General features: G+C 52.2%; 15 protein-coding genes. 8 read left to right on the plus strand and 7 right to left on the minus strand.

The genetic code is table 11. The features are described 5' to 3' along the window. Positions 1-137: 137 nt before the first annotated feature. Positions 138-611, plus strand: coding sequence for a bacterioferritin (bfr, locus tag BQ6873_RS09585; protein WP_076594052.1), 474 nt, complete (start codon positions 138-140; stop codon positions 609-611). Between the two features lie 88 nt (positions 612-699). Here bfr and BQ6873_RS09590 read toward each other — a convergent pair whose 3' ends face one another. Together BQ6873_RS09590 and BQ6873_RS18350 are read right to left on the minus strand one after the other, a co-directional pair. Next, the gene (locus BQ6873_RS09590) at positions 700-1,308 is read right to left on the minus strand and encodes a glutathione S-transferase N-terminal domain-containing protein (protein WP_076592446.1); all 609 of its coding nucleotides are present in this window, start codon (positions 1,306-1,308) and stop codon (positions 700-702) included. Positions 1,309-1,373: 65 nt separating this feature from the next. Beyond that, a complete protein-coding gene (locus tag BQ6873_RS18350) occupies positions 1,374-1,508 on the minus strand; it encodes a hypothetical protein (RefSeq protein ID WP_269457240.1) in 135 nt (44 codons plus the stop codon). Here BQ6873_RS18350 and purB point away from each other — a divergent pair. The 5 genes from purB to BQ6873_RS09615 all read left to right on the plus strand — a co-directional run bounded on the left by purB (position 1,507) and on the right by BQ6873_RS09615 (position 5,271). Further along, a complete protein-coding gene (gene purB / locus BQ6873_RS09595; protein ID WP_076592447.1) occupies positions 1,507-2,874 on the plus strand; it encodes an adenylosuccinate lyase in 1,368 nt (455 codons plus the stop codon). The two genes, BQ6873_RS18350 and purB, sit on opposite strands and share 2 nt — an antisense overlap. 102 nt (positions 2,875-2,976) lie before the next feature. Beyond that, positions 2,977-3,501, plus strand: coding sequence for a cytochrome b (locus tag BQ6873_RS09600; RefSeq protein WP_076592448.1), 525 nt, complete (start codon positions 2,977-2,979; stop codon positions 3,499-3,501). A 25-nt stretch (positions 3,502-3,526) separates the two neighbouring features. After that, on the plus strand, positions 3,527-4,102 hold the full coding sequence (locus tag BQ6873_RS09605) for a YceI family protein (RefSeq protein WP_076592449.1): 576 nt from the start codon (positions 3,527-3,529) through the stop codon (positions 4,100-4,102). A gap of 76 nt (positions 4,103-4,178) precedes the next feature. Beyond that, positions 4,179-4,748 (plus strand): YceI family protein, encoded by a 570-nt coding sequence (locus BQ6873_RS09610; protein ID WP_076592450.1) that lies wholly within the window; start codon positions 4,179-4,181, stop codon positions 4,746-4,748. 73 nt (positions 4,749-4,821) lie between these two features. Further along, positions 4,822-5,271: a MarR family winged helix-turn-helix transcriptional regulator gene (locus BQ6873_RS09615; protein WP_076592451.1), complete on the plus strand. Its 450-nt coding sequence runs from the start codon at positions 4,822-4,824 to the stop codon at positions 5,269-5,271. Positions 5,272-5,337: 66 nt separating this feature from the next. Here the strand turns inward: BQ6873_RS09615 and secF are convergent, their stop codons facing one another. From secF to queA, 5 genes are all read right to left on the minus strand, one after another. Continuing rightward, positions 5,338-6,282: a protein translocase subunit SecF gene (gene secF / locus BQ6873_RS09620; protein WP_076592452.1), complete on the minus strand. Its 945-nt coding sequence runs from the start codon at positions 6,280-6,282 to the stop codon at positions 5,338-5,340. A 123-nt stretch (positions 6,283-6,405) separates the two neighbouring features. After that, entirely contained in the window at positions 6,406-8,265 is a 1,860-nt protein-coding gene (gene secD / locus BQ6873_RS09625) for a protein translocase subunit SecD (RefSeq protein ID WP_076592453.1), read from the minus strand. Between the two features lie 79 nt (positions 8,266-8,344). Then, complete coding sequence (gene yajC, locus BQ6873_RS09630; RefSeq protein ID WP_231949433.1) at positions 8,345-8,623, minus strand: preprotein translocase subunit YajC; 279 nt, start codon at positions 8,621-8,623, stop codon at positions 8,345-8,347. A 137-nt stretch (positions 8,624-8,760) separates the two neighbouring features. Further along, positions 8,761-9,888: a tRNA guanosine(34) transglycosylase Tgt gene (gene tgt / locus BQ6873_RS09635; protein WP_076592455.1), complete on the minus strand. Its 1,128-nt coding sequence runs from the start codon at positions 9,886-9,888 to the stop codon at positions 8,761-8,763. Beyond that, positions 9,882-10,907 (minus strand): tRNA preQ1(34) S-adenosylmethionine ribosyltransferase-isomerase QueA, encoded by a 1,026-nt coding sequence (gene queA / locus BQ6873_RS09640; protein WP_076592456.1) that lies wholly within the window; start codon positions 10,905-10,907, stop codon positions 9,882-9,884. The genes tgt and queA overlap by 7 nt, the downstream gene beginning before the upstream one ends. Before the next feature lie 213 nt (positions 10,908-11,120). Here queA and recG point away from each other — a divergent pair, with 213 nt between their 5' ends. Together recG and BQ6873_RS09650 are read left to right on the plus strand one after the other, a co-directional pair. Beyond that, positions 11,121-13,241 carry an ATP-dependent DNA helicase RecG gene (gene recG, locus BQ6873_RS09645; protein WP_076594053.1) on the plus strand — a complete coding sequence of 707 codons (2,121 nt, stop codon included), beginning with the start codon at positions 11,121-11,123 and terminating at the stop codon, positions 13,239-13,241. A 35-nt stretch (positions 13,242-13,276) separates the two neighbouring features. After that, positions 13,277-14,224, plus strand: a complete 948-nt coding sequence (locus tag BQ6873_RS09650; protein WP_076592457.1) for a LysR substrate-binding domain-containing protein — start codon at positions 13,277-13,279, stop codon at positions 14,222-14,224. Positions 14,225-14,248: the final 24 nt, after the last annotated feature.

Raw genomic sequence — 14,248 nt, forward strand, 5'->3', positions numbered from 1 at the left:
AGTTAGCAAAATGAAGGCAAAATGATCATATTTTGTACTTCCTGGGCTATCATGTGCGTTCTTTGCTGACCGAGCACTTTGACAACAGATCGTCAGATGCCCAGCAGCCCATTTTCAACATCACTTTCGAGGCTCCCATGAAAGGTGACAGCAATATCATCAAGCTGCTCAACGCGCAGCTCACCAACGAACTCACCGCAATCAATCAATACTTCCTGCATGCACGCATGTACAAGCACTGGGGTTTTGAAAAAATCGCGAAGAAAGAGTACGAAGAATCCATCGGCGAAATGAAACATGCCGACAAACTGATCGATCGCATCTTGATGCTGGATGGCCTACCGAATCTGCAAGCGTTGCATAAAATCATGATCGGTGAGAACACACCAGAAATGCTGAACTGCGATTTGAAGCTGGAAAAGCTGGCGCAAAAGACAGTGAAAGAAGGCATCGCAGCGTGTGAAGCCAGCAGCGATTATGTTTCGCGCGAACTGTTCCAGTACATTCTGGACGACACTGAAGAGCACATCGACTGGCTGGAAACGCAACTCGATTTGATCGAAAAAGTTGGTATCCAGAATTACCTGCAAACACAAATGGCAGGCGAATAAATACCGGTAGTAACGCTGCAATGCTCAACGCAATCGAGCATGAAAAAGGGACGCTAGCTGCGTCCCTTTTTTATTTCCGAATCACCATTTATTTCGGCGGTGTTTCCTTGAACGATGGGCGTTCAGATAATTTTTCCAGCAGCTTTTCCAGATTCGGATATTCGCTACGCCACGAAATTTCAGGGAAGCGGAACGACAGCCATTCCAGCACGCAACCTACTGCAACGTCTGCCAGCGTGTACTGATTGCCAGCGCAAAAAGCCGTGTCTTTCAAACCGACTGACATCGCCTTCAAGCCATCATTGACCTTCCTGGTTTGACGATCTATCCAGGCCTGGCTGCGTTGCTCAGGCGTACGCAAGGTGTGCTCCAGACGCAACAACATGGCAGCATCTGCCACACCGTCAGCGAGCGCTTCCCAGCATTTGACTTCGGCGCGCTCACGGCCATTAGGCGGGATCAATTTACCAACTGGCGTCAAAGTATCCAGATATTCGACTATCACGCGCGAATCGAACATCGCGCCGCCATCTTCCATCACCAGACATGGCACTTTGCCCAGCGGATTGGATTCTTGAATCGCGGTATCAGCACCCCACACGTTTTCAAGAACGAAATCGTAATCGATCTTTTTTTCCAACATGACAACACGTACTTTACGTACGTAAGGGCTGGTAAGGGAACCAATCAGTTTCATAGATGCTTTACTTCAAAAATCGGAAGGCGATTATAACATCGGCCAAAACTGAAAAACCGCCCTGCTCAGTGCTTACAACTACCCATATGCAGGCTTCCAGCCGCGCCAAGTGGTAGAATGTCGTCTTCCTCAATTTGCGCCGTTTTTGTATTTTCGGCAGCTTTTCCATCCACGTCATTGCGCTTGTCGCCCTTCATCATGCCTCTTTCCATGCTCTCCGCCCTTTCTCCATTAGACGGCCGTTACGCCACTAAAACCGATAAATTGCGTCCGATTCTGTCCGAATCCGGCTTCATGCATCATCGTGTGAAAGTGGAAATTGCGTGGCTGCAAGCATTGTCAGAAGCCGGCTTTGCAGAAATCAAACCATTTTCTGCCAGCGCCAACGCACTGCTGAACAAACTGACGACCGATTTCACAGAAGCCGATGCACAACGTATCAAGGACATCGAAGCCGTTACCAATCATGACGTCAAAGCGGTTGAGTACTGGTTGAAGGAACAAGTCAAAGATGTGCCTGAATTGGTCGCCGCGACCGAATTCATTCACTTCGCCTGCACTTCCGAAGACATCAACAACACATCACACGGCATGATGCTCAAAGCTGCGCGTGACACCGTGTTGCTGCCATCGCTGCAAGGCTTGATCAGCAAGCTGACGCAACTGGCGCACGATAATGCAGCAGTGCCGATGATGTCGCGTACGCACGGCCAACCAGCCAGCCCGACCACGCTCGGCAAGGAAATGGCCAACGTCGTTGCACGCCTGAAACGCGCAGTTGATCGTATCGCAGCGGTAGAAATTCTCGGCAAGATGAATGGCGCAGTCGGCAACTTCAATGCACATTTGTCCGCATACCCGAATACTGATTGGCAAGCATTCTCAAAAGGCGTGATCGAAAACCGTCTGGGCCTGACTTTCAATCCATACACGATTCAAATCGAACCGCATGATTACATGGCGGAACTGTTCGATGCGATTGCACGTAGCAACACCATCCTGCTGGATTTGAACCGCGATATCTGGGGCTACATCTCGCTCGGCTATTTCAAGCAATCCACCAAGGCCGGCGAAATCGGTTCTTCGACCATGCCGCACAAGGTCAACCCGATCGACTTCGAAAACTCCGAAGGCAATCTGGGCATGGCTAACGCTGTGTTGAAACACATGGCAGAGAAGTTGCCTGTTTCACGCTGGCAGCGTGATCTGACCGATTCCACCGTGTTGCGCAACATCGGTGTCGGCTTCGGTTACGCCCTGCTCGCTTACGACAGCTGCCTGCGCGGCTTGAACAAGCTGGAAGTCAATCCTGTGCGCATCGCACAAGATCTGGACGAAACATGGGAAGTATTGGCCGAGCCGGTACAAACCGTGATGCGCCGCTACGGTATCGAAAATCCGTACGAGCAATTGAAGGATTTGACCCGTGGCAAAGGCATTTCGAAAGAAGCCCTGCAAGTATTCATCGCGACATTGGCAATCCCGCAAGAAGCCAAAGATCATTTGATGGCCATGACACCAGCCAATTACATCGGCTACGCCACCAAGCTCGCGCAAGAAATCTAAAAGCTGATCAAGCTGCAGGCCCCATGAAAATGGGCCGCCTGCAGACTTGATTTTATTTTGCTATATTAGTCCTAACTTGAACTAAATAAGCAAAAACTACTTATGCGTCGATACACGCTGACAGCCATCGCGCTGCACTGGCTCATGGCGGCACTCATCATTGCCACCTTCCTGCTGGGCCTGACCATGGTCGACATTCCCGGCCTGACTCCCACCAAGCTCAAATATTTTTCCTGGCATAAATGGCTAGGCGTCACCGTACTCGGTCTCGCCTGTCTACGCCTGTTATGGGGCATCACACATCCGGCGCCGCCGCATCCCGGCAATATGGCCGATTGGCAGAAGAAAGCCGCGCGTGTATCGCATGGCTTGATGTATCTGCTGATTTTTGCGGTACCGCTTTCCGGTTATTTTTACAGCCTGGCCGCTGGCGTACCCGTGGTCTATCTCGGCATCGTGCCACTGCCCGTCTTGATCGGACCTGATCAGGAATTAAGAGCTGTGCTCAAGCAAGTACATTACGCATGCAATGTCACATTACTCATCGTCTTTTGGCTGCACATACTGGCCGTACTGAAGCATCAATTCATAGACCGCGATCGCACGCTGCAACGCATGCTTCCGTGAATTCATTTTTATCGAAAGGATCACCATGTTCGTTAGCTCACTCTCCAGCAAAACCACACGCTGGCTTGCCATCGCCAGTGTCTGCGTAGCCTTGCCGGTTCTGGCCGCCACAGCATTGAAAACCGATGCGGCAAAAAGCAATGTCACCATTACCTTCAAACAATTGAACGTGCCGGTCGATGCGAAGTTTAAAAAATTCAACGCACAAATTTCCTACGACAGTGCCAAGCCGGAAACCTCCAAAGCCAATGTCGACATCGACGTCAGCAGCTTCGATCTGGGCGATCCGGAGTACAACAAGGAAGTCTTGAAAAAAGAATGGTTTAACGCTGCACAATTCCCTAAAGCGAGCTTTGTCTCCAGCCAGATCAAACCCGGTGCAGCTGGCAAACTTGATGTCAGCGGCAAGCTCACCATCAAAGGCAAAACCACTGACGTCAGCTTCCCTTTGACTGTGAAAAAAGAAGGCACCAATCAAGTATTTGAAGGTGTATTACCGATCAAACGTCTGACCTACAGCATAGGCGAAGGCGAATGGAAAGACACCAGCATGGTGGCCGATGAAGTCACGATTAAATTCCGCGTCGTCACGACGCAATAGCAGCACGATTCACCGTATGTATCGCAGGACAAACGCAACAAAAAGTAATTCACTTACACAACACAGGAGCCATTGAATGAAATCCAAACTTGCACTGATTTGCCTGCTTACTGCCGGCGCGACTTCCGCTTTCGCACAGACATACACGATCGATCCTAGCCACACTTACCCAAGCTTTGAAGCCGACCACATGGGCATCTCGGTATGGCGCGGCAAGTTCGACAAAACCAGCGGTAGCGTCACACTCGATCGTGCAGCAAAAACCGGCTCGCTGGATATCGTCATCGATGCCAGCTCCATTGATTTCGGCCATGCCAAAATGAATGAGCATGCAAAAAGCAAGGATATGTTCAACGTTGAGAAATTTCCTACTGCTGTCTACAAAAGCAAATCCATCAAGTTCGATGGCGACAAACCAGTGGCAGTTGAAGGCGACTTGACCTTGCTTGGCGTCACTAAACCAGTGACACTCACGCTCAACAAATTCAAATGTATCCAACATCCGATGTTGAAACGTGAAGTCTGCGGCGCCGATGCATCCGCTGAATTCAACCGCGGCGACTTCGGTCTGAACTATGCTTTGAACTACGGCTTCTCACCAATCGTCAAACTGGCGATCCAGGTAGAAGCAGTAAAAGCTGACTAAGCAAATGACGTAAAACACAAAAAAGCCGACGTCATTGCACGTCGGCTTTTTGATTTAAACACTGAGTATTTTTATGGCTGAACGATATCTCCGCAGCATCCGATTACTGGCCGAGTGCTTCCACGCATTCGAGCGTCAGGCTGGCGCAAACATCCGCTGCCGCACCGGGCTTACGCCACCACAGTTCGATATCATTGCCACGCTAGGCAATACCTGCGGCATGAGCTTCAAGGAGCTGGGTGAAAGAACACTGATTACCAAAGGTACATTGACCGGCGTAGTAGATAGACTGGAAGAAAAAGGCTTGGTTGCACGCGTGACACAACTGGAAGACAGGCGCAGCACCTTGGTGCGACTTACACCCAAAGGAGAAGCCGAATTCGAGCGCGTATTCGCGCCGCAAGTTGCCTTCGCCAAGCTGCCATTTTCGAACTATGACGAGCAGGATTTTGAAGCATTGGAAAAAGAGTTGGCCAAGCTACATGCGAACCTGACTGGACACGAACCAAAAGCAAAATACTGATTTTTTGAAGCTTGGTATAGGCAACAAAAAAGCCGGCATCTGCCGGCTTTTTTATTTGCGCGTTATTTACACTACCGCGCCGTCGTGTTCATCTTTTTCCTTGATCGGTTTGATCAAGTCTTCACGCTTGACGCCCAGCCACATCGCCAATGCAGCTGCCACGAACACGGAAGAGTAAATACCGAAGCAGATACCAATCGTCAGTGCGAGCGCAAAGTAATGCAAGGTCGGGCCACCGAAGAACAGCATGGACAAGACCATCAACTGTGTCGAACCGTGCGTAATCATCGTACGGGAAATAGTGCTGGTAATCGCATGATTCAGCACGTCAGCTGTTGCCAGCTTGCCGAAGCGGCGATCACGGAAGGTTTCGCGTACACGATCAAATACAACCACCGATTCATTGACCGAGTAACCGAGTACCGCTAGCACCGCCGCCAGAACCGTCAATGAGAATTCCCATTGGAAGAAGGCGAAGAAGCCGAGAATAATCACCACGTCATGCAAGTTAGCCAGGATGGCCGAGACCGCATATTTCCATTCGAAGCGTATCGCCAGATAGATCATGATGCCGATCACCAGCATGCCTAGCGCCATCAAACCATCATGCGTCAGTTCTTCACCCACTTGCGGCCCGACGAACTCCACACGCTTCAATTCAACTGTATTGTCCTGCGCCTTCAATGCGCCGATGACGCGTTCGCTGATTTGCGCCGAATCGGCATTTTGCTGCGCCGGCAAGCGTATCAATACGTCTTGTGCTGTGCCGAAGCTTTGCACCTGCATATCGGCATAGCCGAGTTCAGTCAGCTTGCCGCGTACACCTTCGATGTCAGCTGGTTTGGAATAGGCAACTTCCATCACCGTACCGCCGGTAAATTCAATCGACAGATGCAAACCACGATGCAGCAGGAAAAACACGGCAGCGACAAAAGTCAGTGCGGAAATGACGTTGAAAATCAACGCATGGCGCATGAACGGGATATCTTTTTTGATGCGGAAAAACTCCATCACTTTCCTCTCATTGCGACCGCTTGATGTTGTCGCGATAACGCGTCATCCAGCGGTCTATCTAAATACAATTCAATCAGGTACGACATGGTGCGCAAGCTATGCGCACCGCGGAACATTCAATCAGGCAGTCGGTTTCCAGACTTGACCGATCGATACCGATGTCAGTTTTTTCTTGCGGCCGTACCATGTATTCACCAAACCGCGCGAGACAAACACGGAAGAGAAAATCGAGGTCAGAATACCCAGGCAATGCACAACGGCAAAACCGCGCACCGCGCCAGAGCCGAAAATCAGCAGCGCCAAACCGGCGATCAAGGTTGTGACGTTGGAATCGAGAATGGTTGCCCATGCACGTTCAAAGCCCATCGCAATCGCAGTCTGTGGTGCATGACCCGCTCGCAACTCTTCGCGTATCCGCTCATTGATCAGCACGTTGGCGTCAATCGCCATACCCAGCGTCAATGCAATCGCGGCAATACCCGGCAAGGTCAGCGTCGCCTGCAGCATCGACAACAAGGCAATCAGTAACATCACGTTGACCGCCAGCGCAAACACGCTGAAGAAGCCGAATGCGCGGTAGTAAACAATCATAAAGATCGCAATGGCGATGAAGCCGTACAGCGTTGCGTCAAAACCTTTTTTGATGTTCTCTGCACCGAGTTGCGGTCCGATAGTGCGTTCTTCGATGATTTCCATCGGCGCTGCCAACGAACCTGCACGCAACAGCAAGGCCAAGTCACTAGCTGCTTCAGCCGAACCCATGCCAGTGATCTGGAAGCGCGCACCCAATTCATCACGAATCGTCGCAACGGTCAGAACTTCGCCCTTGTTCTTTTCGAACAAAACAATCGCCATCGACTTGCCTACGCGCATACGTGTTGCTTCACGCATGCGACGACCACCGTCACCGTTCAGATCGATACTGACTGAAGGCTGATGATTTTGATCGAAGCTGGCGGATGCGCTGGAGATGTATTCACCAGTAATGATCGGATCTTTGTACAAGACCACAGGTGCATTCTTGCCGACCTTGAACAGTTCAGAGCCGAATGGAATCGCTGCTGTCTCTTCAGTACCGCGCGTCACTGTTTCATCGACCAGACGTACTTCCAGAGTCGCTGTTTTACCGATAATGTCTTTCGCACGCGAAACGTCTTGCACGCCTGGCATCTGCACCACGATGCGGTCCGCACCTTGGCGCTGGATCAGAGGCTCGGTCACGCCCAGTTCATTGACACGCTTCGACAGTGTGGTGATGTTTTGCTGTACGGCGTCTTCTACCGTTTGTTTCAATGCAGCCGGGTTCAAGGTGCCGACCAATTTGAGGTCTTCACCACTGCCAGCGTCAGTCAGCACCAGTTCACGCAACTCACTATTCAACAAGGTACGAGCCTTGCTGCGTGTATCTGCATCGCGGAACAGGATTTCAATATTGTCACCACTGCGCGAAATACCGGCATGGCGAATATTCTTGTCGCGCAAGATGCTGCGTGCGCTGGCTTGCAGGCCGAGTACGCGCTTGTTCATGACAGCTTTGGTATCAACCTGCATCAAGAAATGCACACCACCGCGCAAATCGAGACCGAGATACATAGGCGCTGCGTTCAGGCTTTGCAGCCAGGACGGTGTATTCGGCAACAGATTGAATGCCACCAGATAAGTTGGGTCTTCAGGATCGGCATTCAGTTCTTTTTCAAGGACACCCTTGGCTTTGAACTGAACATCGGTATTGGCGAAGCGTACGCGTACGGTACCTTGCGAGCCTATTGTTTCGTAGACTATCCCATCGTAAGGGAGACCGTCTTTTTTCAGTAACTGCTCAACCTGAGTCATCAGGGAACTGTCTACTTTGACGGTGGCCTTGGCACTGCTGATTTGCACCGCTGGCGACTCACCGAAGAAGTTCGGCAAGGTATACAACACACCCAACAACAGTGCGACGGCGATCGTAATGTACTTCCAGAGGGGATAGCGATTCATATTGATTCAGGGTTCGGGGTGGAACGTCAGACAAAAATCAACCCCACGTCCGGCCAGCGGAGGTGGGGCATTTAACCCATTACAGCGATTTGATCGTACCTTTTGGCAACAAGGTCGTCACTGCACTCTTTTGAATGACCAGCTCGGTACCGTCTTGCACTTCCAGCGACAAGTAGACGTCGGAAACTTTAGTGATCTTGCCCAGTACACCACCGACTGTGATGACTTCATCGCCACGTGTTACTGCTTCGATCATCGCCTTGTGTTCTTTTTGACGTTTCATCTGTGGACGGATCATCAGGAAGTACAGCACGATGAACATCAAGATGATAGGCACGAATTGGGTCAGGTTGCCCATGATGCCGCCAGCGGCTGTTGCAGCGTAAGCGTTGGTAATAAACACGTGAATGCTCCAGGTTGTAGTAATAAATGGTCGGTTATTTTAGCACTGGAAAATTGCTTTTCCCGTCTAGACGGTCTTTCGTGGAAGAAAGTTCAGGCTCCGCGTGCGCGATCTTCATGGAATTGCTTCACAAAGAGCTGGAATCGCCCTTCGCTAATCGCCTCCCGCATCTCGCGCATCAGGTCCAGATAGTAGTGCAAGTTATGGATAGTATTCAGTCTTGCACCAAGAATTTCGCCGGTACGATGCAAATGATGCAAGTAAGCGCGCGAAAAATTGCGGCAGGAGTAACAGCCACAGGTTTCATCCAGCGGCTTCTTGTCATCCTTGTAACGCGCATTCTTGATCTTGATATCGCCAAAACGGGTGAACAACCAGCCATTGCGTGCATTACGCGTCGGCATCACGCAATCGAACATATCAATGCCGTTAGCCACGCCCTGCACTAAATCCTCCGGCGTGCCGACGCCCATCAGGTAATGCGGCTTGTTGGCAGGCAGACGCGGGCCGATATGCTCCAGCACACGCATCATGTCTTCCTTGGGCTCACCGACCGACAGACCGCCAATTGCCACGCCGTGGAAATTCAACTCTTCCAGACCAGCCAGCGACTCATCGCGCAGGTTTTCAAACATGCCGCCCTGCACTATGCCGAACAGCGCATTCGGGTTTTCCTCACGATTGAATTCGTCCAGTGAACGCTTGGCCCAGCGCAAGGACATGCGCATCGATTTGGCTGCTTCTTCGGTGGTGGCTGGACGCCCATCGATTTCATACGGTGTGCATTCGTCGAACTGCATCACGATGTCGGAGTTCAGGATGCGCTGGATCTGCATCGACACTTCCGGCGAGAGAAATAATTTATCGCCGTTGATAGGCGAATTGAAATGCACGCCTTCTTCCGTAATCTTGCGCATCTCGCCCAGCGAAAACACCTGAAAACCGCCCGAGTCAGTCAGGATAGGTTTATCCCAGCCCATGAAGTCATGCAGGCCGCCGAACTTGGCGATGATGTCATTGCCTGGACGCAACCAAAGATGGAAGGTATTGCCGAGGATGATCTGAGAATCGATTTCTTTCAATTCCAGCGGCGACATCGCCTTGACCGAACCGTAAGTACCGACCGGCATGAAGATAGGCGTTTCGATCACGCCGTGATTCAGCGTTAATTGGCCGCGACGTGCGTTGCCGTCAGTTTTAAGTAATTTGAAATTTAGCATGATGGCATTCTGGTCAAAAACATCGCGTCGCCGTAACTGAAGAAACGATAACGTTGGGAAATAGCGTGTTGGTATGCAGCACGAATGGTGTCATAGCCGGCAAATGCCGACACCAGCATCAGCAGCGTCGATTTCGGCAAATGGAAATTGGTAATCAGGCGCGTCACCGTCTTGAAGGTGTAGCCCGGTGTGATGAACAGTCGAGTATCGGCGCTACCGGCTTGCAAGACGCCGCTTTGCGACGCCGATTCCAGCGCGCGCATGCTGGTGGTGCCAACCGCGACAATATTGCCGCCAGCTGCTTGCGTCGCCTGCACCACATCTACGGTTTGCTGCGAGATGGTGTACCACTCGCTGTGCATATTGTGCTCGGCCAGATTCTCATTGCGCACCGGCTGGAAAGTACCCGCGCCTACATGCAGCGTGACATAGGCGAGCTTCACACCTTTGGCAGTCAAAGCATCCAGCAAGGCTTGGTCAAAATGCAAACCCGCAGTCGGCGCGGCCACTGCACCCGGTGTTTTCGCGTACACGGTTTGATAACGCGTTTCGTCGTAAGCATCAGCGGCGTGTTCGATATACGGCGGCAAAGGCAAACGGCCATGCGCTTCTATCAACTCGAATACATCGTCAGGGAATTGCAATTCGTAGAATTCGCCCACGCGCTCACCGACGGTCACATCAAAGGCATCCGCCAGACGTATCTGCATGCCGGCCACTGGTGACTTGGAAGCACGTATCTGCGCATGGACATTGCGTGCATCCACTACGCGCTCGATCAGCACTTCCACTTTGCCGCCGGTTTCTTTCACGCCGAAGAAGCGAGCCTTCAGCACACGCGTGTCATTGAACACCAGCAAATCGCCGGGCGACAGCAAGTCGACGATATCGGCAAAGTTGCGATCTATCATTTTGTCGGGAGCGACGTGTAGCAGACGCGATGCGCTGCGTTCAGCCAAGGGAGTTTGCGCAATCAAGTCTTGCGGCAAATCGAAATCGAAATCGGAAAGAGAATACATGTGGCTAATAGTTGAAGACATCGGTTTTACGGTCCGAGGTGTGACGCATACAAATTTAATCTGTTTGCATGCAATCGCGCTGCAGAACTGCTATGGTTGCAAAGCTTGCCGGATCGGCACTTTCATGTGATGCAGTACGCAAGACATGAAGTCATCGCCGCAATCATCACAAAACCCGCTATTTTACGCCCTGCCGCCCATTTTCGGCCTGATATGCCTGTATTGAAGAAAAAGCCCGCATCTGTTGCCAAAAAAGCCACCAAATCAACCACGGCGGCAGCACCCACGCGCGCGGAAAAAATCGACGACAAACTGATCAAGCTCGGCCTGCGCTCAGACATGGACAAAGTCCTGCATCTGCCTATGCGTTACGAGGACGAAACCGAGATCAAGAACATTAGCGCAGCTGGTTTTATTTTCGGTCGTGCAATACAGGTCGAAGGCGTGGTGACTTCCTGCGAAGTCGCTTTCCGCCCGCGCCGCCAGCTGGTGGTGACGATCTCTGACGATACTGGTCAGTTGGTGATGCGCTTTCTGAATTTTTACGGCAGCCAGGTCAAGCAGATGGCCGAAGGCAATCGCGTACGCGCGCGCGGCGAAGTACGACACGGCTTCTTCGGTGCGGAAATGGTGCACCCCAATTACAAGATGGTAATCGAAGGCGCGCCCTTGCCTGCCGCGCTGACGCCGGTTTATCCGTCCGGCGAAGGTTTGTCACAAACCGTGCTGCGCAAAACCGTCATCGACGCAATGACGCGCATCGAATGGCGCGATACGCTTTCTGACACATTACGTAGCTCGCTAGACTTGATGTCATTCGAACCGGCGGTACGACTGTTGCACAACCCGCCGCCTAATATCGATGAAAGCGCCTTGGCCGATCGTTCGCATGCCGCCTGGGTGCGCATGAAGTTCGACGAATTGCTGGCGCAGCAGCTATCGATGAAACGCGCGCAAATGGCACGACGTGCCAAAGGTGCAGCCGTGCTACCCAAAGTCGGCACCTTGTCGAAAGCCTTCCTCAAACAACTACCGTTTTCATTAACCGGTGCGCAACAACGCGTGCTGGAAGAAATCCGCGCCGACCTCAAGCAATCTTTCCCTATGCAGCGCTTGCTGCAAGGCGATGTAGGCAGCGGCAAGACCGTGGTCGCAGCATTGGCTGCAGCGCAGGCTATCGACAGCGGCTTTCAAGCTGTATTGATGGCACCAACGGAAATCCTCGCCGATCAGCACTTCCGCAAAATCGCCGGATGGATGGAGCCATTAGGTGTGAACGTCGCATGGCTGACTGGCAGCCTGAAGAAAAAAGAAAAGCTGGAAGCCAAGGCACGTATCGAATCCGGCGAAGCGCAACTGATCATCGGTACGCACGCGCTGATACAGGAAGACGTACTGTTTTCCAAATTAGGTTTGGTGATCGTCGATGAACAGCATCGCTTCGGCGTCGGCCAACGTCTTGTCCTGCGCAATAAAGGTTTGGACAACAACGTCTCGCCGCATAAACAAAAGATTCCGCATCAATTGATGATGTCTGCCACACCGATTCCACGTACTTTAGCGATGACGTATTACGCTGATCTGGAAGTCTCTGTCATCGATGAACTACCACCGGGACGCACACCTATCGTGACGCGCGTGATCGACCAAAATCGTCGCGATGAAGTCATCGAACGCGTACATGCCGCCGCGCTGGAAGGACGGCAAGTGTATTGGGTCTGTCCTTTAATCGAAGAATCGGAAGCGCTGCAATTACAGACGGCAACCGATACGCATCTAACTCTGGTTGAAGCACTACCGGACTTGAGCGTAGGTCTGGTACACGGCCGCATGAAGCCAGCCGAGAAACAGCAAGTGATGGATGCCTTTACGCGCGGCGAGATACACGTACTGGTGGCCACCACTGTCATCGAGGTCGGCGTCGATGTGCCGAACGCGTCCTTGATGGTGATCGAACATGCAGAACGTTTTGGCCTGTCGCAATTACATCAATTGCGCGGACGTGTAGGACGCGGCTCCACCGCCAGCGTATGTCTGCTGCTATATCAAGGTCCGCTCGGACAAGTCGCTAAGCAGCGCTTGGGCATCATGCGCGAATCAACTGACGGTTTTGAAATCGCTCGCAGGGATCTGGAAATCCGTGGTCCTGGTGAATTCCTCGGCGCACGTCAATCCGGCCAGGCCATGCTGCGTTTTGCCGATCTGGAAACCGATCAATGGCTGGTCGATAGAGCGCGTGATCTGGCACAAACCCTGCTGCGCGACGACCCGGCAACCGTCGAAGCGCATCTGGCGCGTTGGCTCGGCGCACGCGAGGATTACCTGAAGGTATAAAATAGGCTACCCGCACCGGCCCAGACAAGAAGATCATGACGCTTACCGAACTCAAATACATCGTTGCCGTCGCACGTGAAAAACATTTTGGTCATGCGGCAGAAGCTTGTCACGTCGCCCAACCCACATTGTCAGTCGCCATCAAGAAACTGGAAGATGAGCTGGGCGTCACGCTCTTCGAACGCGGTGGCAGCGAAATTTCAATGACACCGCTAGGCGTACAAATCGTCGCACAAGCCGAACGCGTGCTGGAACAAACCGCCGCCATCAAGGAAATCGCCAAGCAGAACAAGGATCCGCTGGTCGGCCCTTTCCGCCTCGGCATCATTTACACAATCGCACCTTATCTGTTGCCGCCGCTGGTCAAGACCATCATCGACCGCGTGCCGCAAATGCCGCTGGTGCTGCAGGAAAACTTCACCGTCAAATTGCTCGACCTATTGCGTCAGGGCGAACTGGATGCGGCCATCGTCGCGCTACCCTTCCCTGATCAAGGTCTGCTGGTACAACCTGTGTACGACGAACCTTTTGTCGTCGCCGTGCCTAAAAACCATGCGTGGGCAAATCGCAGCAGCGTCACCACCAATGACTTGAAATCGGAAACCATGCTCTTGCTCGGCAACGGTCACTGCTTCCGCGATCAGGTACTGGAAGTCTGTCCGGAAATGTCCCGCTTCTCGACTTCCGGCGACGGCATTGCCCGTACCTTCGAAGGCTCTTCGCTGGAAACTATCCGTCACATGGTTGCATCCGGCATAGGCATCACCGTTTTGCCGCAAGCATCGGTACCGGACATGCAAGCCAAGGATGGCATGCTGCGTTACATCCCGTTTGAAAAACCGGGACCGTCGCGTCGCGTCGTACTGGTATGGCGCAAAAGCTTCACACGTGGCGCTGCTATCGAAGCTGTCCGGCAAGCATTGTTGTCTTGCGATTTGCAAGGCGTAACGATGTTACCGCATGAACCCCTGTCCGAAGCCTGATACTGAATACATAGAACATCAGGC

The organism is Herminiimonas arsenitoxidans, from assembly GCF_900130075.1.
Classification (GTDB): Bacteria; Pseudomonadota; Gammaproteobacteria; order Burkholderiales; family Burkholderiaceae_D; genus Oxalicibacterium; species Oxalicibacterium arsenitoxidans.

Excerpts from the sequence above, each read along its gene's own strand:
- bfr (WP_076594052.1), top strand. The coding sequence starts at position 138 with ATGAAAGGTGACAGCAATATCATCAAGCTGCTCAACGCGCAGCTCACC.
- BQ6873_RS09590 (WP_076592446.1), bottom strand. The coding sequence starts at position 1,308 with ATGAAACTGATTGGTTCCCTTACCAGCCCTTACGTACGTAAAGTACGT.
- purB (WP_076592447.1), top strand. The coding sequence starts at position 1,507 with ATGCCTCTTTCCATGCTCTCCGCCCTTTCTCCATTAGACGGCCGTTAC.
- BQ6873_RS18350 (WP_269457240.1), bottom strand. The coding sequence starts at position 1,508 with ATGATGAAGGGCGACAAGCGCAATGACGTGGATGGAAAAGCTGCCGAA.
- BQ6873_RS09600 (WP_076592448.1), top strand. The coding sequence starts at position 2,977 with ATGCGTCGATACACGCTGACAGCCATCGCGCTGCACTGGCTCATGGCG.
- BQ6873_RS09605 (WP_076592449.1), top strand. The coding sequence starts at position 3,527 with ATGTTCGTTAGCTCACTCTCCAGCAAAACCACACGCTGGCTTGCCATC.
- BQ6873_RS09610 (WP_076592450.1), top strand. The coding sequence starts at position 4,179 with ATGAAATCCAAACTTGCACTGATTTGCCTGCTTACTGCCGGCGCGACT.
- BQ6873_RS09615 (WP_076592451.1), top strand. The coding sequence starts at position 4,822 with ATGGCTGAACGATATCTCCGCAGCATCCGATTACTGGCCGAGTGCTTC.
- secF (WP_076592452.1), bottom strand. The coding sequence starts at position 6,282 with ATGGAGTTTTTCCGCATCAAAAAAGATATCCCGTTCATGCGCCATGCG.
- secD (WP_076592453.1), bottom strand. The coding sequence starts at position 8,265 with ATGAATCGCTATCCCCTCTGGAAGTACATTACGATCGCCGTCGCACTG.
- yajC (WP_231949433.1), bottom strand. The coding sequence starts at position 8,623 with ATGGGCAACCTGACCCAATTCGTGCCTATCATCTTGATGTTCATCGTG.
- tgt (WP_076592455.1), bottom strand. The coding sequence starts at position 9,888 with ATGCTAAATTTCAAATTACTTAAAACTGACGGCAACGCACGTCGCGGC.
- queA (WP_076592456.1), bottom strand. The coding sequence starts at position 10,907 with ATGTATTCTCTTTCCGATTTCGATTTCGATTTGCCGCAAGACTTGATT.
- recG (WP_076594053.1), top strand. The coding sequence starts at position 11,121 with ATGCCTGTATTGAAGAAAAAGCCCGCATCTGTTGCCAAAAAAGCCACC.
- BQ6873_RS09650 (WP_076592457.1), top strand. The coding sequence starts at position 13,277 with ATGACGCTTACCGAACTCAAATACATCGTTGCCGTCGCACGTGAAAAA.